Raw genomic sequence first — 17,449 nt, forward strand, 5'->3', positions numbered from 1 at the left:
AAATGGATAGACTGGTGCCAAGTGTATCTCGAATGATGTCTGATATTGAACATCTATCGATGTTTGTTGATCCATCTAAACCCGGTTGGACGCGTCGTCCATTTACGAAGCAGTATGCTGACGGCAGGCGCTGGCTGACCGAGAAAATGGAGGAAGCGGGACTGTCTGTTTCGCTGGATGCAGCTTCAAATTTGATAGGCAGCTTGCCTGGCAGCGATCCGAATTTAGCGCCTATCATGATTGGCTCCCATACGGATACCGTTACTGGCGGCGGGCGGTTTGATGGAATCATAGGAGTGCTGGCCGGCATAGAAATCGCCCGTTTGCTTCAACAAACAAGAACGCAGCTTCGGCATCCGCTGCAAATTGTCGATTTCACGGCAGAGGAGCCGAGTGAGTTTGGCATCTCCACGATTGGGAGCAGGGGGATGGTCGGCAATTTGCCTGAAGCGATGCTGGAGCTTCGCGACGATACTGGGCTGAAGCTTAGCGATGCGATTAATCAACAAGGGGGAAATGTCGAACGGCTGATGAGTGAGGCGAGGCAGCTGGGTGATGTAGCGCTCTACCTTGAGCTTCATATCGAGCAAGGTCCGGTGCTTGAGCAATCAGGCCATCAACTTGGGGCGGTGCTCGGTATCGTAGGTATTCATCGCTATCGTGTCACGCTCAAAGGTGCGCCAAATCATGCAGGGACGACGCCGATGACGCTTCGGAGTGATGCGCTGGCAGGCTTTTGCGAGATTGGTTTAGCATTTGAACGTCACTGCAACGATCATGCAAGCGTAGCCGTAGGCACGATCGGCAAAGTGACGAATGAGCCGAATGCATCCAATGTTGTGCCCGGCCTCGTTCGGTTTGAGCTTGAAATCCGCTCACTTGATCGTACGGTGGCTGACGCGGTTTACGCCGCTTTTGCTGCGGAGACGATCCAGATTGCTGCAAGGCGAGGCCTTCGTTTGTCGCTTGAGCTGCTGTCGAAGTCAGATTCCGTCATTGTCAAAAAGTCTGTGCTGGGTGGAGTGCTTGCAGCCTGTGCTTCTGTTGCTCCAGCTATTCACCTCGCAAGCGGGGCGGGGCATGATGCGAACCAGCTTGCGCGCATTGCGCCAATCGGCATGATCTTTGTTCCTAGCAAGGATGGCAGAAGCCATTGTCCCGAGGAATGGACCGATGAGGATGATATTGCTGCGGGTACGCAGGCTCTAGCCGCCGCATTGCTTTATTTTGATAAGGAGGATTTAAGCGGGTGGCATGATGGCTAAGACTCAGCATGTGCAGGTCAACGGTAAACGGTTATGGGATTCGATTCAAGCTTTGGGTTTAATCGGCGCAGATCCAAACGGCGGTGTAACACGGCTATCGCTCAGCAATGAGGAATTTATAGCGAGGCAATTTATTATCAGTGAAATGAAAGCAGCGGGACTAGAAGTCAGGCAGGATGAAGCGGGCAATCTAATTGGGCGATTGGAGGGGGAGGAGCCGCGGGCAGGAGCTGTAGTGACGGGCTCTCATATCGATACGGTCATTCAAGCAGGCCAATTCGATGGAGCGCTCGGTGTACTTGGGGGTATTGAGGTTTTGCGAACGATCAAGGAGCAGTCAATCAGGCATGATAGACCTTTCGAGGTCATTTGCTTTACGGACGAAGAGGGCGTGCGCTTTGGAGCCGGCTATTTGGGAAGCCGTGCGATGGCAAATACTTGGGATGAAAAGTGGCTGGATCTTATGGATTCTTCCGGCATGTCGCTTCGCGAAGCGATGGAGCATGGCGGCTTGAACCCTGATCAAGCAGCTCTTGCAAGTCGCAGATCAGAAGCCATTCATGCCTATGTTGAGCTTCATATTGAGCAAGGACGAGTTCTGGAAGAGCTGAATAAAGCGGTTGGCATTGCAACAGCGATTTATGGACATCGCTGGTTCGAAGTGACCATTCATGGACGAGCGGACCATGCAGGAACAACGCCCATGAAGTTAAGACAGGACCCTATGCCTGCAGCAGCAGAGGTTGTGCTAGCTGTGGAACAAATCGCAGTGAAGTATGGGGGCGTCGTAACAACAGGGACGTTTAAGCTTGCGCCAGCCGCAATCAACGTAATTCCGGGTGAAGCGGTGTTTACACTCGATGTGCGGCATGAATCCTTGGAGTCGCTCAATAAGCTGGAGGCTGCGATAAAAGGCGAGTTGTCACGCCTTACTGCAGCAAGAGGGCTGACTTACGCTATCCGGATATTAGATGCTGCTGTGCCTGTTCAAACGTCGGAGTATATTACAAAAGTGATTGCAGATAGCTGTGAGGATGCAGGTTTGCCTGCGGAGTATATGATTTGCGGCGCAGGTCATGATGCGGTGGTCATGAGTGAATTAACGGAAATGGGGCTCATCTTGGTACGTTCAAAGGATGGCATCAGTCATCATCCACTTGAATGGAGCAGCCGTGAGGACTGTGAAGCAGGAGCAAATGTACTGTTGCAAACCCTTATTCAGCTAGGAAATGATGTAAATTAATAATTCCGATTGACATAATGGGGTATAAAGTTTAATAATAGTGGTAACAAGTTATTGTTTAGTGATAATACATAAGGGAAGGAGGATGACAAACGAGTGAATGTGTTCCTCGAAGCTTATGAATATGTGAATGCTAACAGCGACAGATTTTTGGAAGCGGTCAAGGTGCATTTAAGCATAAGTCTCTACGCGCTCCTTATTGCTTTCGTCGTATGTGTGCCGCTCGGTATATTATGTGCCAAGAAAGAGTGGCTGACCGGTCCGATTATGGGGCTATTCAACTCCTTGCGAGTCATCCCAAGCCTTGCGGTTTTAGTCATTATTTTACCGATCATGGGAACTGGCTTTGCACCGGCATTAGTTGCATTAACGCTGCTTGCTTGTCCGCCTATTCTCATTAATACATACATGGGCTTTAGAGGTATTGAGCCGGCGATTATTGAAGCTGCTTCAGGCCTTGGTATGGGAGAGAAAATGATTATGCGGAAAATCGAGCTGCCGTTAGCTGCTCCGCTGCTGCTGTCAGGACTAAAAACAGCCGCCGTAGAAGTTATCGCCAGTGCAACATTGGCCGCATTCATCGGAGGAGGCGGGCTGGGAACGTATATTATCAACGGTCTTGGCATGTACAAATTCTCATTGCTGCTTGTCGGGGCGCTGCCGGTAGCGCTGCTAGCTATTTTATCGGAGATCGGATTTGCTGGAATTGAAAGAGCAGTAACCAAATATCAGCGTGTATAATGAAAGGGGAAAATTCAGATGAAAAAGAATTGGGTAAGCTTGGCATTGTTGATTATAAGTGTGGTACTCGTTATTAGCGCTTGTTCTTCTAAGGGAGGTTCAGGCAAAGAAAAGATTAAAGTCGGCTCGAAAAACTTTACGGAATCATTGATTTTGGGTGAAATGTACGCACTGGCACTTGAGGACGTAGGTTACAAGGTAGATCGTAAGCTCAATCTTGGCGGCACACTCGTTGCCCATGAAGCGCTCAAAAAAGGCGACATCGACTTTTATCCGGAGTATACAGGAACAGGCTTAATCAACGTATTGGAATTGCCGCCAAACTCCGATGCCAAAACCGTATATGATACTGTAGCAAAAGGCTACAAAGAGAAATTCAACCTGGTTTGGCTGGAGCCAACAAACGCAAACGATTCACAAGGTCTCGTTACAACAAAGAAAATTGCTGAAAAATATAATCTTTACAAAATATCAGATTTGGTGAAATTAGCTCCTGAGCTTAACCTCGCTGCTGTTCCTGAGTTTGAAGAGCGCGAAGACGGATTAAAGGGACTAAATACTTTCTACGGTAAAATGAACTTCAAAAGCATCAAGCTGTTTGATTACGGCATCAAATATCGCGTAACACTAGATGGCGAAGCGGATGTAACAGTTGGCTTCACGACAGATGGCGATTTGACGAACCCGGATCTTGTATTGCTTGAGGATGATAAGAAGTTTTGGCCTCCTTACTTCGTAGCTCCAGTGCTTCGTGGCGAGCTGAACGAGAAGGACCCTGAAATTGCTAAAGTGTTGAACAAAATTTCTGCAAAGCTGGATAACACAACTGTTCAGAAGCTGAACGCGCAAGTGGATATCGACAAGAAAGAATACGCGGATGTAGCGAAGGCATTTTTGGAAGAGCAAGGTTTATTGAAAAAATAATTCATAATTAAATGCAGCGGGGTTTCTCCATTTTGGGGAAGCCCCCTTCCTACAGGAGTTGATATAAAATGAGCAAAGAGGCCATTATTTTTGAGCAGGTGTCCAAAACATTTCCAAAGTCTGCGAATCCCTCCGTTAATGAAACGAGCCTTATTATTCCGCAAGGCTCCTTTGTTACGATACTGGGTGCTTCAGGCTGCGGCAAAACGACCTTGCTAAAAATGGTAAACCGAATTATTGAACCGACCGCAGGCACGATTTCGATATTTGGCAAAGACATTCGCAGCTTGCCCGTGACGGAGCTTCGCCGAAGCATCGGTTATGTAATCCAGCAGGTAGGGTTGTTTCCGCATTTGTCGATTGAACAAAATATTGCAACGGTCCCCAATATACTAGGCTGGGAACGCCAAAAAACAGCGGAGAGAATCGATTATTTAATGGATCTTGTTCATTTGCCTGCAAGCTATAAGAAGCTTTATCCGCGGCAGCTGTCAGGTGGACAGCAGCAGCGTGTAGGGATTGCTAGAGCGATGGCAGGTGATCCAGCTATATTGCTGATGGATGAACCGTTTGGAGCGATTGACGCTATTACGCGTACAAAGCTGCAGGATGATTTTAAGCAAATACAACAAGAGCTTGGCAAAACCGTATTGTTTGTGACGCATGACGTGGAAGAGGCGATGAAGCTCGGCGATCATATGATCGTGATGAACGAAGGGACGATCCAGCAGTATGATACGCCTCTTGCCATCATGTCCAAGCCGAGTAATGCTTTCGTATCGCAACTGATTCAAGCCGATGATTTGTTCCAACAGCTTCACCTGATTCGGGCAGATGAGAAAATGATTGCGCTGGAAGAACCGGCTGGATCTGATATTCCCCGTATGCCCGCTGGTGATAGTTTAAAGTCGGCGCTTCAAATTCTGCTGCAGCAAAATGCACCGTATGTTGCTGTGGAAAATACCGAACATGAAATCATTGGCAAAATAACGCTTGAGCAATTGAAGCTGCAGAACGGCAGGTGAGAGGAATGCTTGATTATTTAACCCGCCATTATGATGATTTGTTAACCTCGTTGCTGGAGCATATTTATCTCACCTTTGTTTCGTTATTTATCGCACTTGTTATTGCGCTGCCATTAGGTTATTGGCTGTCGAGGCATCGGCGGATTTCCGTTCCTATTTTGTCCGTACTCGGCATTATCTATGCGATTCCAAGCCTCGGGATGTTCGCTTTGCTTATTCCGCTAGTTGGCCTTGGCAGCAAGCCGGCGATTATCGCATTAGTGGTATATAGTCAGCTGATATTGGTGCGAAATGTCATTTCAGGCTTTCAATCGATTGAACCTTCGATTATTGAAGCAGCCAAAGGAATGGGCTATGGCAAGTGGAGGCTGTTCGTCCATATCGAGCTGCCGCTGGCACTGCCTGTCATTATTGGCGGCATTCGCATAGCATCGGTATCGGTAATAGGTATAGCAACCATAGCGGCGTGGATTAATGCCGGCGGGTTAGGCGGTATTTTATTCGAAGGCTTATATCAAAACTCTGTGCCAAAAATGGTATGGGGCACGCTGCTCGTATCGTTATTAGCTTTATCTACAAATACGATTTTGCTGCAAGTTGAAAAATCAACGATGCGCAGAGCACGCGGAGAACAAAGGGTATGATATACTGATCCTTATAATTGACTACTATTGTAAATATTTTGAGGTGCAATGATGAATGGAACTCAAACATTAGGACGTGCTATCGATATTTTATTCGTGCTCGCTGAATCGGGTGCAACGCTCACGGTTAGTGAAATTGCGGAGAAGGTAGGCATCCCCGACAGTACCGCATATCGTTTTATTCAAACACTTATAAAAAATGGTTTCGTAGAGCGCAAGGGCAGAGGACAAATCGGTTTAGGTCTTCGTATTTTTGATTTAGCAAGAAGCTTATCGCAGCAAATCGAGAAGGAGCTTCTTACGATTGCGAGGCCGATAATGGAGGATCTCACTGCACTTACGAATGAAACGACGGTGCTTTTTGTCCGCTCCGGTTCCAAAGCCATTTGTATCGAAAATGTAACGAGTAAACGTTTGATTAGGCTTTCTATTGAAAATGGCAGAATATTGCCGCTTAATTCAGGCGCTTCAGGGAAAACGCTGCTCGCTAATGAAAATGACAAAGTTATTGAAGAAATGTGCAAGCTTTTTGGCGAAGATGCCGGCAAACCATCGCTTTTGCAAGAAATGCATCGTATTAGGGAAGCGGGTTATTGCTTTACTTTGGGTGAGGTGGATACGGATGCTTTCGCAATTGCTGCCCCTATTTTTGATCCTCAGCAGCGAATCGTAGCCAGCTTATCTGCAGCAGGACCTATCCATCGGCTTAACGAGAATGAAATTCCCAATGTGATCCAATATGTAAAAGCGGCTGCATCACAAATTTCGTGCAAGCTCGGCGGTTTGGCATAAGTATTTTCAAATAAGATGTAGAAGAGTAGCGGAGCGCAAATAAGCGATCCGCTTTTTTTTATTGATTCAGTGTGGAATGAAATTAAATATTTGGGGATAGTAAGGGGGGAGTTAAATTCAAGAATCAAAAAGGATGGTGTATTTTGCATGCAACAACATAAAAAGGCAATTGGATTGGATGAACAACGCAATAAGATTGGGAGGTTTGCTGCAAGGTACATAGGTGCTGCATTACTCGCGATCACATTGATGTTCAGTATGCCTCATACTGGACAAGCGATTGGCAAAAATGCTAAGGGTCCAGATGTCTATGTTATTCAAGGCATGCTGAAATCCCTGGGCAGCTATTCTGGTAAAATTGACGGTCGTTATGGGCCTTCTACAGTGCGCGGCGTAAAATATTATCAAAAAACACATGGCTTGCCTACAACAGGCGCCGTAGATGCTAAAACGCTACAATCTATTTCTTATTCCTATTCGGAGAAGAAAGCAGCAACGAAGGCAAAAACGCAAGCAAAATGGAAAGGTAAAGCAAAAGGACTCGGCAACGGTAAAGGCGCTGGCAATGGAGCTGGTGGCGGTGCAGGCGGCGGTGCAGGCGGCGGAGCTGATGGCGGTGCAGGCGGCGGAGCTGGTGGCGGCGCAGGCGGCGGAGCTGGTGGCGGTGCAGGTGGCGGTGCAGGCGGCGGAGCTGGTGGCGGAGCAGGTGGTGGCGCAGGCGGCGGAGCTGGTGGTGGCGCAGGCGGCGGAGGCGGCGGAACTGGTGGCGGTGCAGGCGGCGGAGCTGGTGGCGGAGCAGGCGGCGGAGCTGGTGGTGGCGCAGGCGGCGGAGCTGGTGGCGGTGCAGGCGGCGGAGCTGGTGGCGGTGCAGGCGGCGGAGCTGGCAGAGGTTATGGTGAGAACCAAGGCAAAGGCGGCGGATTTGGCGGAGGCCAAGGAGAAAACCGTGGCAAAAGCGGCGGCATTGGCGGAGGCCAAGGAGAAAATCGTGGCAAAGGCGGCGGGTTTGGCGGAGGCCAAGGAGAAAACCGCGGTAAAAGCGGCGGCATTGGCGGAGGCCAAGGAGAAAACCGCGGTAAAAGCGGCGGCATTGGCGGAGGCCAAGGAGAAAACCGTGGCAAAGGTGGCGGTATTGGCGGAGGTCAAGGCAATAACCAAGGTATCGGTGGAGGCAACTCTAATAACCAAAGCAACAAAGCTCCATCAGAAAATCAAGGCAAGGGCGGCGCTCAAACGGAAAACCAAGGGCCGAATGGAAGCCATTAAGCAACTCGTATCATTGATGATATGGGAAGCAGAGAATAAAAGTTTTTTAACTAATGGAACGATATAAACTTAAAAGGGGCTGTACCTAAAGAATTTCCTAATCATACAGCCCCCACACTTCACGTAATATGCTGGCAAAAAAAGAACCTTCAGATTCACTTTCATAGTGGTTTTGAAGGTTCTTTTGCACATACTATGGGATTCTTTCACACCGATTTACCCTTTTGGGATAACCCCTTTTCTAATTAGGCAAATATGTACTTCTACATTGTTCTTCATTATTTTCTATCATGCATATTCGCAGGATAGCGGCATCTTTCTCACATTTACGTGTAGCTATATTGTATTTCCTACAATATAAGCGCTCTTAAAGTGCTAAAATGACAGACCATATAGCAAGTTATTGCGAAAATACAACATAACTCTCCAACACAGCTAAAAAGGCCGAAGTTCCTGCAATCGTACAGGATAGCTGGACATAGATCGCGGAGATTGGTGTTGGACACATCTCAAAATAGCATCAAAATAAAGAAAAAGTGTAAACTCGCTTACCTAAAGTAGTAATAACAAGGACAAAGATGCGTTCGTTGTCGGTAAGACGAATAATTGAATCCGGAAGTGTATACGGTCAGTCAAGAATAACCAGGGATTTCGGCGTTTTCTGATTCGCGGCTTGCCTAAGGTAAGTCTAGAGGTCGGGTGTCTTTCGCTTGCCTACAATCTGCTTAACCAAGCAGCTATACACCAAAACAGAAAAATAGCGGACAGGAATAGTCCTCCACCGCTATTTTTTCATGTTTCCCAACATTTTTGTTCATAGTGTGCTCTCTGTCTAGCGTACTTATTACTTTTGAGACTGCATCATTCTTATGCTTTTGGATGTTTCAATAACAGTCATTCTGCTTGCGATTATGCGATTTGCGTAATAACAAGATGAGCTGAAACAGGTCTTGTTCCTCCAGCGAGAGGTGTGATCGTAAGTGCCGTGGAATTGCCCGCAGGGTTTCGCACGGTGAGTATTGAATTAATGACAGTCGTTTGTATAAGAGCCATCCCTACAATTTGAGAAGTACCTGTTGCTCGGCCAACCACTGTATAAGCTAGATCAGCGCCATTAACGGTTAAAATCAGCTGCCCCGGTTCGGTCACACTTACTTGAAACAAAATCTGATACGTTCCAATTACAGCTAAGTTAAACGTAGTAGCACCAGTACGAGTAATGTTAGTTCCGCTAGTAGGTCCATCTTGCGGGAAACTTACATCTGCACCGACAGCAACTGTTGCTGCATTATCAGGCGGCATCAATGCAAAAAAATCAGCGAAGCTTAATACCCCTCCGGCTACGCCAGTTGCGCCTGTAGCTCCAGTTGCCCCGTTAGTACCAGTCGCACCAGGTGTCCCATTAGTACCCGTTGCACCTGTAATACCAGGTGCCCCATTAGTGCCAGTCGCGCCAGTTGCGCCAGCAGCTCCAGGTGCTCCATTAGTGCCAGTCGCGCCAGTTGCGCCAGCAGCTCCAGGTGCCCCATTAGTGCCAGTCGCACCAGTTGTTCCTACTGAACCAGGAATACCCTGGGGTCCTTGAGGTCCGGTTGGTCCTGCCGGAGCAGTTACATTTACTTGAGGAGGAGGACATGTTACCTTCACAATCTTTTTAACAACTCTATTACAGCGTTTTTTTCTTTTTCTGGATCTGCATACTATTACACGTACGTTTTTGCAGCGCTTTTTTCTACGCAAACAGCTCACTAAAGACACCTCCCTATTGATGGTTTAGTGTACGTTTATACCTTTTTTTAAGGTTGGATGAATAACCATTTTTAACTAGACTAAAAACTATTTTAAGAAAAATGGGTTAATGATAGGGTGATTTCGCCGCCCAAAAGTTGGGTCTATTAGACTTTTTATGGAATATAGGATATGATTCTATCGAATAATCGATAGAGTGAGAGCTATGCTCATAAAGGAGAGGATGTAGTGAGGTTCAAAGGGAAAACAACCGTTATTATTGGAATCCTGCTGATGTTTATGCTGGGAAACGCCATGCAGGCGTTTGCGTATGATGCGCAATTAAAGCCCTATCGTGATGTGCCTGTTAAGGATTGGGCAGCCGAATCTATTTATCGTTTAGTCGCACTTGGAGTTGTTTCTGGATATGAGGATGGAACCTTTCGTCCAAGTGCCGAACTTACGAGAGAAGCATTCGTAAAGCTGCTAGTCCAATCCGTTAAACCAGTGATAGATAAAGAGAAGTCTGCTGGACTCTCCGACGTAGCCAAGGATCGTTGGTCTTATGCCTCTATTAAACCCGCATATGACGCTGGTTGGTTGGATTTGCTCATCGTAAATGGGAAATTTAATCCGAGTCAAAATATTAAGCGTGAGGAAGTAGCAGCTTTAACGGCTTTTGCGCTGCTCCAAGGAAAAACGGCAGATGAGAAACAGCAATGGTTAGATACAGGCTGGCTGGAAGCTAGCGAGAAAGCCGCATTTGCCGATATGAATCAAGTGGATAAAAACCTTGCACCGTACGTGCTGCGTACATACGCGGATTCCATTATGCAAGGGGACAATAAAGGCTTGTTTCTTCCGAAAAAGTCGTTATCACGACGTGAGGCAGCGGCCATTGTTGATCGGATGATCAGCTCCCAAAGCGAAATCCGCCAGCTTGAGGTATCAGCTTTTTTTGCAGCAGGTGGACCTTACAAAAAACTGGATAGATTCGCCGCCGCAGATGAGGTTATCTTTGACTGGGCTAAGCTTGACTATCAGGGAGCAGGCAAAGCATCCGTTCTTTTGTCGCCGCCAAGCGACTGGAAGCAGAGTCTGACAGCGGCAGAAACGAGTGGTTCTACAAAGACGCTAATGATCTTTGGGAATACAACGCTTCAGAAGCTTGGTGATTTCATAATCGATGCTGAAGCTCGCAAAGCGTTTGCTAGTTCAGTAGTCGAGGCAGCCGCTAATCCATTGTATGGTTTTGAGCGAGTGGCTATTGATTTTGAAGGCATGGTACCTGCTGAGTATAAGCAGCCTTTCGTTGAGCTGCTTCGCGCAATTAAGGCCGAACTAAGCAGTGAAATATCACTTACGGCAGTTGTACCGCCTTCTTATTATTATGCAGGTTATGATTACAAACAAATTGGCGAACTGGCTGATGAAGTTATATTGATGGCCTATGAATTTACGCATGAGGAAAGTGGATTGCCGTCTGCGCCGCTTACGCTTGTTGGTGATTCCGTACGAAATATACTCTCGTATATTCCAGCAGCTAAGCTGAAACTAGGCATTTCTAAGCAGGCTAACCAATGGACTACAAAGGCAGATGGTACTGTAGAGTTTTTCCGGTCGCCAGCCATTGCTGCTGTAGAAAGTCGCTTAACAGCTGCAGATACCAAATCCGTCATGCAGCTGCCGTACTTTTTGAATCAAATTACGTTTAAGGACGATAGAGGCTCGCATCTACTTTGGTATGAGAATACGCAAAGCATCGAAGCCAAAATACGTTTAGCGAAAGCGTTTGGCCTGCGTGGTGTTGCGGTATGGCAAATCAATCAATTAACGGATGCCGATTGGACTATGATCTCTTCTTATCATCATTAAGCAGCAAAAAAATAGGACAAAGCAGACTGATACAGCTGCTTGTCCTTTTTTTTTTCGCCATTAGAAGGCAGACCCTTAGAATTATACCCTTATACCTTAGTTTCTTACATCGTCACATTATGAATGCGCTTTTATAATTGAATTATCGTCTTGAAACGATCGCTTCTCCGAATAGGCTGTTCGATAATCGGTTGGGGTTAGATTTGTTTCTTTACGGAAAAATTTCGTGAAATGATTCGTTTCTTTAAAACCGGATTGATCGGCAACCTCCTTAATACTGCGAGAGGTTGTTGTTAAGAGCTGTTTGGCGCGATCTATTCGTTTGCGGCTGACGTATTTAAGCGGAGGCATTCCGAAATGTTTTTTGAAATAGGAACTAAAATAGTTGGGATGAAGATGAACAGCTTCGGCCATTTGATCGACGCTGATGCTCGTATGAAGACGACTATCTACATATTGCTGTATGACGTTCAAACGGTTCATCTCTTCGGTTCGGTGCTGCAGCACGCGAATTGGAACGGATTCGAGAAAACAGCTTATGATTTCCAGCAATACAGCTTTTTCTCGGAGCCTGGCAACAATTGAATCTTGTTTATGCCATTCGATGAGCTCATGGAACAAGCGCATCATGCTGTTCGTATCCTGAATGTTGATGCAAAGAGGAACCCCAATCCACTGAAAAAGATCAAGGGGACCTGCCATGATATTGAAATGGCACCAATACTTTAAGTATGGACGATGATTTAAAGAGGAGAACGATATCTTTGTATGCGCAGGCGTGAGAAACAGCTGACCGGGTTTAGGATAATAGTCGTCGTTGCCAATGCGAATCCAACCTTCCCCCTCGCAAATAAAATATAGCTTATTGTACTCGGGAACAGAATTGGTTTCTCCCCAATTGAGAGAGACTTGCGTTTTATGCGCCATAAGCAATTTTAGCTGCAGCGACTGCAGCAGCTCAGATAACGCATGTTGTTCACTTGTTCTATCCACCTGCGGCACCGCCATCCAATGTTTTTTGAAGGATTATTAATATAGTAATGGATTGTTCTCTTAAATAATAGATGAATGAAAAGGGGAATGGAAGATGACACAGATTGAAGAAACGCGCTTATGGTATAAGGAGCCTGCCTCCAATTGGGAGGAAGCACTGCCTGTTGGCAATGGTAAGCTCGGTGGCATGGTATTTGGGGGCATAAGACGTGAGCGAATTGCTCTGAACGAAGACAGCGTATGGTATGGCGGACCGCGTGATCGCAACAATCCAGATGCGCTGCCACATCTGCCGAAAATTCGTGAGCTTCTGAGAGAGGGAAGACTGCATGAAGCGCATGATTTATCTGCGATGGCTTTATCTGGCGTTCCCGAGACACAGAGGCACTATATGCCGCTTGGAGATTTAGAGCTAAACATAAGATATGATTCGAAAGAAGAAGTACGAGATTATGTCCGAGCTCTCGATATCACCAACGGTATTGCAAGTGTAACCTTTACTAAAGGAGAAGTACATTTTGCCCGTGAGACATTTGCTAGTTTCCCAGATGAAGCGCTAGTTACAAGATTCTCAGCAGATAAACCGGGAAGCATTAGCTTTACAGCCCGTTTACTGCGCGGCAGTAATCGCTACTATGACGAGCTGGTGAAAGCAGACGAGAATACGATCGTGATGCGCGGCATGTGCGGCGGTTCAGGCGGATCTGATTTCCGAACTTCTTTGCGCGCGGTTGCGGATGGCGGCTTTGTATCAATTATTGGCGAGCATCTCATCGTGGAAGGCGCCAATAGCGTAACGCTTCTATTAACCGCAGCAACTTCTTTCCGTCATGCTGATCCGGAGGCATATGCTGTCGATGCAGGAGTCCGAGCTGGCTTAATAAGCTATGATGAATTGAAATCGCGTCATATTCAAGATTTCACTTCATTGTCAAAGCGGGTACAGCTACGCTTAACGGATGCTGCTCATTCGAATGCTGCCGATGTACCTACAAATGAGCGTTTAAAGCTAGTTCAAGAAGGCAGCGCCGATGTAGGCTTAATGGCCTTATATTATCAATTTGGCCGCTATTTGCTCATTTCAAGCAGTCGTCCGGGCTCGCTTCCTGCCAATTTGCAAGGCATTTGGAATGAGAAGATGCTGCCGCCATGGGACAGCAAATATACGATTAATATTAATACGCAAATGAATTATTGGCCGGCAGAAGCGGGGAATCTAGCAGAATGCCATGAACCGTTATTTGATCTCATCGAACGGATGCGTGAACCTGGCAGAATAACCGCAAGAGCAATGTACGATTGTGGAGGTTTTGTCGCTCATCATAATACCGACATTTGGGGCGATACCGCTCCGCAAGACATTTATTTGCCAGCCTCGTATTGGACGCTTGGTGCGGCTTGGCTTTGCCTGCATATGTGGGAGCATTATGAATATGGCCTTAATGATGCTTTTCTTGAGCAAATATATCCAACCTTGAAGGAGTCGGCACAATTTTTTGTGGATTTCTTGACGGAAACAGAGGATGGTCTGCTCGTATTGAATCCTTCTGTATCTCCTGAGAATACCTATTTATTGCCAAATGGACAATCCGGTACGTTATGCATCGGTGCATCGATGGATAGTCAAATTTTATATGAATTGTTTACGGCTTGCGCAGAAGCAGCGAAGAAGCTCGGCATCGACTCATCGGAGCAGGAGCTTTGGCACAATATGAGAGCCCGTTTGCCGGAGCCTGCAATTGGCAAACATGGGCAAATTCAAGAATGGATGGAGGATTACGAGGAAGCGGAGCCGGGACATCGTCATATCTCGCATTTGTTCGCCCTGCATCCGGGCAAGCGCTTTACGGTTAGAGGAACACCTGAATGGGCAAATGCTGCCAGAGTAACGCTAGATCAACGGCTTGCAAGCGGCGGCGGTCACACGGGTTGGAGTAGAGCTTGGATTATTAATTTCTGGGCAAGGCTCGAGGACGGGGAGAAGGCGTATGCGAATGTGCAAGATCTACTAAGTCATTCCACGCTGCCAAATCTGTTTGATAATCATCCTCCGTTCCAAATCGATGGCAACTTCGGAGGCGCTGCAGGCATAACGGAAATGCTGCTTCAATGCCATGCGGGCAGCCTGCATGTATTGCCTGCTTTGCCGGACGCATGGCCTCATGGAGAAGTGACAGGTCTCCGTGCAAGAGGAGGCTTCGAGGTGGACATCCGCTGGTCAAATGGTTTGCTTGTTGAGGCACGCCTACGTGCTGGCGCAGCTAATAGCTGCGTCGTGCAAAGCAGCATTCCGCTCATCGTAAGGGAAGATGGCCGTGAGGTGAAAGACGTATTCAGCAAGGATGGGCTTGTATCATGGACGGTGAGCGCCGGAAGCGAGTACGTGCTTTCTCCGAAGTAGAGGTTAGCCCAAAGAAAACCAGCTGTACCTGATAATCGGGTGCAGCTGGTTTCTTTGGGTTGCCGGCTTTTCTCGGCTGGAGAGATTCAATTCATTAGGGCTTTACCAATGCGCCGGACGCCCTCATAAATTTGCTGATCATCCAAATGCCCGTATCCAAGCAGCATCCGGTTATTCGGCAGCAAGGCCGCAAATACAGACGCTGCTTCCAACCGGTTTATTAAATCTTCCGGCAGCTGCGCTTCAAACTGAGCGACCAAATGCAAACCAGCTGCTCGTCCACATATGTGGTAAGGCAGTGTAATTTGCTCATGTAAAGCATCAAGCAGCAGCTGGCGTCTCTTTTTGTACAACTTTTTCATTTTTAAAATATGAGCATTAAGCGATCCGCTGTTCATGAAACGAATCAAAGCGAGCTGCTCAATCATAGGCGTTTGATAGTCAGACAGCCGCTTAAGCTGACGACAGGACTCGATTAGCGGTTCAGGGACAATCATATAGCCGATTCGCAGCGAAGGGAACATGATTTTGCTGAAGGTTCCAATATAGACAACCTGCTTAGGACATAAGCTTTGGAGTGAATGGATAGGAGCGCCGTCATACCGGAATTCGCTGTCATAATCATCTTCGAGGATAAAGCTGCCGTTTTGGCGGGCGTATTCAACTAATTCAATCCGCCTTTGTATCGGTAAAATGCCGCCAAGCGGGAATTGATGAGAGGGTGTGACATAGATGCATTTTGGCCGCAGGTTTACGGGAAGCTTGTGGGTTAATAGGCCGGAATCGTCAACGGGAACGCCATGTAGCGCGGCTCCTGTAGAGGTTAATATCGTCTTTAAATCTACATTGGACGGATCTTCGACTAAAACATCTTCCCCGTCTCTCAGCAGCAGCTTAACGATCAGCTGAAGCGCCTGTACCGCACCGTTTGTAATTATAATTTGTTCGGGATTGCTGACGACTCCTCTTGAAATCCACAGCTGTTTAGATAGCAGACGACGCAATTCCAAATCACCGGACGGATCGCCATAACCTAATTCAGCAATAGAGGAATCCATGCATACACTTTGCAAAATAGAGCCCCATTTTTTCGTCGGAAAAAGATTCAGTGCTGGCAGGCCTGTTCGAAACGAGATGAAATCGAGCTCTGATGTGTTCGTCGATTCTGCTAATGAAGCGGGTAATGGTAACGGTGACGCCTTCGTGAAGCCAAGCAAGCAGGCTCCTTGAGCGACATAAGTTCCTGCACCAGAGCGACCTGTTATGTATCCTTCAGCTAATAAAAGCTCATAGGCTTCCAAAATCACGTTGCGCGAGACATGAAGCTGCGAGGCAAGCTCTCTTGTGGATGGAAGCTTGTAGCCAGCAGGCAGCTCACCCGAGAGAATAGCAGCTTGGAGTGAGTTAAAAACCTGGCGAAACATAGGCAAATTCGCTTGTCTATCGATGGACAGCCACAAAATATCCAGACTCCTTTGGAAGTGGTACTTTGAAAATGCCTGTTTAATGGCACTACAACCAGTTAACGACCCTTTGCTACAGTATACATGAAACAAAAGTAGAGGGGTTGCTGAATGTGAATCATTCTCGTATTATTGCGTATGTTGAGCTGACCATTGCCGCTATTCTCATCGGAAGCTCCATAGTAGCCGGCAAAATAACGACGATGCAGATGCCGGTTTTTTTGTCACAGGCGATTAGCCTTGTTATTGCTTTATTGTTGTTAATTCCGTTTTTGATGCTAAGCGGCAAATCCTCGCTCCGAGTCGGGAGAAAGGATTTTTTATTTTTACTGCTGCAAGCGTTTCTCGGGATGTTTTTATTCCGCGTATTCATGCTGTATGGCCTGCGAACCGCGCTCGCAACCGAAGCGGGTATTGTGACGAGCTTAACGCCGGCGGTCGTTGCTTTCCTTTCGTATATGATTTTAAAAGAAAAATTAACGAATCCGATTAAAATAGGCATCATTTGCTCCATACTGGGTGTTGTTAGCATTCAGGTGCCTGGATGGCTGATTCCTTCCTCTGCACCTCCGTCACAAGCTTCGTATATTGGACTTTTGCTCATTTTAGGCGCAGTTGTTGGGGAATCGATGCTTACGATCCTGCGCAAAATGACCGCAAGCAATGTCTCTTCACTGCTTGGGACAACCTATGTAACCTTGTTTTCATTCATCATGTTTTTGCCTATTGCGCTTGTTGAGGCTAAACAATACGATTTCAGCAGTGTAACTGTTGGCGATATCGGCCTGTTGTTTTATTATGGTATTTTCGTTACCGCCTTGGCTTATATATTATGGTTTCGCGGTGTTTCCAAAGTGAGTGCGGGAACAGCCGCTGTCTACACAAGCTGCATTCCGCTTAGCACGGTGCTTCTATCCTACGGCATTTTAAACGAACCTTTCTCATGGTCTCATCTCGTAGGGGGAGCGTTTGTTTGCTTAGGCATTTGGCAAGTTTCTAAGAGCGATTCATTAGTGCCGCGGAAGCTGAAAAAAAGCCCTAAAAGCAGCAGCGCTTAATCTTTATAAAGATCAATTCTCAGATTATAGA

General features: G+C 47.0%; 14 protein-coding genes and 1 pseudogene. 12 read left to right on the plus strand and 3 right to left on the minus strand.

Annotation, left to right across the window (positions count from 1 at the left end; all coding sequences use genetic code 11):
* The first annotated feature begins 2 nt into the window (after positions 1 to 2).
* The 9 genes and pseudogenes from AB4Z45_RS20410 to AB4Z45_RS20450 all read left to right on the plus strand — a co-directional run.
* Positions 3 to 1,265, plus strand: a complete 1,263-nt coding sequence (locus AB4Z45_RS20410) for a Zn-dependent hydrolase (RefSeq protein WP_441911205.1) — start codon at positions 3 to 5, stop codon at positions 1,263 to 1,265.
* The gene (locus AB4Z45_RS20415; protein WP_441911206.1) at positions 1,255 to 2,508 is read left to right on the plus strand and encodes a Zn-dependent hydrolase; all 1,254 of its coding nucleotides are present in this window, start codon (positions 1,255 to 1,257) and stop codon (positions 2,506 to 2,508) included. Before AB4Z45_RS20410 ends, AB4Z45_RS20415 begins: the two co-directional genes overlap by 11 nt.
* 96 nt (positions 2,509 to 2,604) lie before the next feature.
* Positions 2,605 to 3,249: an ABC transporter permease gene (locus AB4Z45_RS20420; RefSeq protein WP_441911208.1), complete on the plus strand. Its 645-nt coding sequence runs from the start codon at positions 2,605 to 2,607 to the stop codon at positions 3,247 to 3,249.
* An 18-nt stretch (positions 3,250 to 3,267) separates the two neighbouring features.
* Entirely contained in the window at positions 3,268 to 4,173 is a 906-nt protein-coding gene (locus AB4Z45_RS20425; protein ID WP_441911209.1) for an ABC transporter substrate-binding protein, read from the plus strand.
* A 68-nt stretch (positions 4,174 to 4,241) separates the two neighbouring features.
* Complete coding sequence (locus AB4Z45_RS20430; protein WP_441911211.1) at positions 4,242 to 5,198, plus strand: ABC transporter ATP-binding protein; 957 nt, start codon at positions 4,242 to 4,244, stop codon at positions 5,196 to 5,198.
* Between the two features lie 5 nt (positions 5,199 to 5,203).
* Complete coding sequence (locus AB4Z45_RS20435; protein WP_441911213.1) at positions 5,204 to 5,842, plus strand: ABC transporter permease; 639 nt, start codon at positions 5,204 to 5,206, stop codon at positions 5,840 to 5,842.
* A gap of 48 nt (positions 5,843 to 5,890) precedes the next feature.
* A complete protein-coding gene (locus tag AB4Z45_RS20440) occupies positions 5,891 to 6,634 on the plus strand; it encodes an IclR family transcriptional regulator (protein WP_441911214.1) in 744 nt (247 codons plus the stop codon).
* A 147-nt stretch (positions 6,635 to 6,781) separates the two neighbouring features.
* A complete protein-coding gene (locus AB4Z45_RS20445) occupies positions 6,782 to 7,900 on the plus strand; it encodes a peptidoglycan-binding domain-containing protein (protein ID WP_441911216.1) in 1,119 nt (372 codons plus the stop codon).
* Positions 7,901 to 8,484: 584 nt separating this feature from the next.
* Positions 8,485 to 8,720, plus strand: a pseudogene (locus AB4Z45_RS20450) (transposase); the annotation flags it as partial.
* 89 nt (positions 8,721 to 8,809) lie between these two features.
* Here AB4Z45_RS20450 and AB4Z45_RS20455 read toward each other — a convergent pair.
* Positions 8,810 to 9,547 carry a collagen-like protein gene (locus AB4Z45_RS20455; protein WP_441911218.1) on the minus strand — a complete coding sequence of 246 codons (738 nt, stop codon included), beginning with the start codon at positions 9,545 to 9,547 and terminating at the stop codon, positions 8,810 to 8,812.
* Between the two features lie 330 nt (positions 9,548 to 9,877).
* Between AB4Z45_RS20455 and AB4Z45_RS20460 the strand changes: the two genes are divergently transcribed.
* On the plus strand, positions 9,878 to 11,503 hold the full coding sequence (locus AB4Z45_RS20460) for an S-layer homology domain-containing protein (protein WP_441911220.1): 1,626 nt from the start codon (positions 9,878 to 9,880) through the stop codon (positions 11,501 to 11,503).
* Between the two features lie 117 nt (positions 11,504 to 11,620).
* Here AB4Z45_RS20460 and AB4Z45_RS20465 read toward each other — a convergent pair whose 3' ends face one another.
* Positions 11,621 to 12,496 (minus strand): helix-turn-helix domain-containing protein, encoded by an 876-nt coding sequence (locus AB4Z45_RS20465; RefSeq protein WP_441911222.1) that lies wholly within the window; start codon positions 12,494 to 12,496, stop codon positions 11,621 to 11,623.
* 94 nt (positions 12,497 to 12,590) lie between these two features.
* Between AB4Z45_RS20465 and AB4Z45_RS20470 the strand changes: the two genes are divergently transcribed.
* Entirely contained in the window at positions 12,591 to 14,897 is a 2,307-nt protein-coding gene (locus tag AB4Z45_RS20470) for a glycoside hydrolase family 95 protein (RefSeq protein WP_441911223.1), read from the plus strand.
* Between the two features lie 86 nt (positions 14,898 to 14,983).
* On the opposite strand, the gene pdxR is transcribed toward AB4Z45_RS20470, so the two are convergent.
* On the minus strand, positions 14,984 to 16,357 hold the full coding sequence (pdxR, locus tag AB4Z45_RS20475) for a MocR-like pyridoxine biosynthesis transcription factor PdxR (RefSeq protein WP_441911225.1): 1,374 nt from the start codon (positions 16,355 to 16,357) through the stop codon (positions 14,984 to 14,986).
* Between the two features lie 116 nt (positions 16,358 to 16,473).
* On the opposite strand from pdxR, the gene AB4Z45_RS20480 reads away from it, so the two are divergent.
* Positions 16,474 to 17,418, plus strand: coding sequence for a DMT family transporter (locus AB4Z45_RS20480; protein ID WP_441911226.1), 945 nt, complete (start codon positions 16,474 to 16,476; stop codon positions 17,416 to 17,418).
* Positions 17,419 to 17,449: the final 31 nt, after the last annotated feature.

The sequence above is a fragment of the Paenibacillus sp. MCAF9 genome (assembly GCF_052114265.1).
GTDB lineage: Bacteria > Bacillota > Bacilli > Paenibacillales > Paenibacillaceae > Pristimantibacillus.

What these genes read in the sequence shown, in the direction of transcription:
- AB4Z45_RS20410 (WP_441911205.1), top strand. Translation starts at nt 3, where the DNA reads ATGGATAGACTGGTGCCAAGTGTATCTCGAATGATGTCTGATATTGAA.
- AB4Z45_RS20415 (WP_441911206.1), top strand. Translation starts at nt 1,255, where the DNA reads ATGATGGCTAAGACTCAGCATGTGCAGGTCAACGGTAAACGGTTATGG.
- AB4Z45_RS20425 (WP_441911209.1), top strand. Translation starts at nt 3,268, where the DNA reads ATGAAAAAGAATTGGGTAAGCTTGGCATTGTTGATTATAAGTGTGGTA.
- AB4Z45_RS20430 (WP_441911211.1), top strand. Translation starts at nt 4,242, where the DNA reads ATGAGCAAAGAGGCCATTATTTTTGAGCAGGTGTCCAAAACATTTCCA.
- AB4Z45_RS20435 (WP_441911213.1), top strand. Translation starts at nt 5,204, where the DNA reads ATGCTTGATTATTTAACCCGCCATTATGATGATTTGTTAACCTCGTTG.
- AB4Z45_RS20440 (WP_441911214.1), top strand. Translation starts at nt 5,891, where the DNA reads ATGATGAATGGAACTCAAACATTAGGACGTGCTATCGATATTTTATTC.
- AB4Z45_RS20445 (WP_441911216.1), top strand. Translation starts at nt 6,782, where the DNA reads ATGCAACAACATAAAAAGGCAATTGGATTGGATGAACAACGCAATAAG.
- AB4Z45_RS20470 (WP_441911223.1), top strand. Translation starts at nt 12,591, where the DNA reads ATGACACAGATTGAAGAAACGCGCTTATGGTATAAGGAGCCTGCCTCC.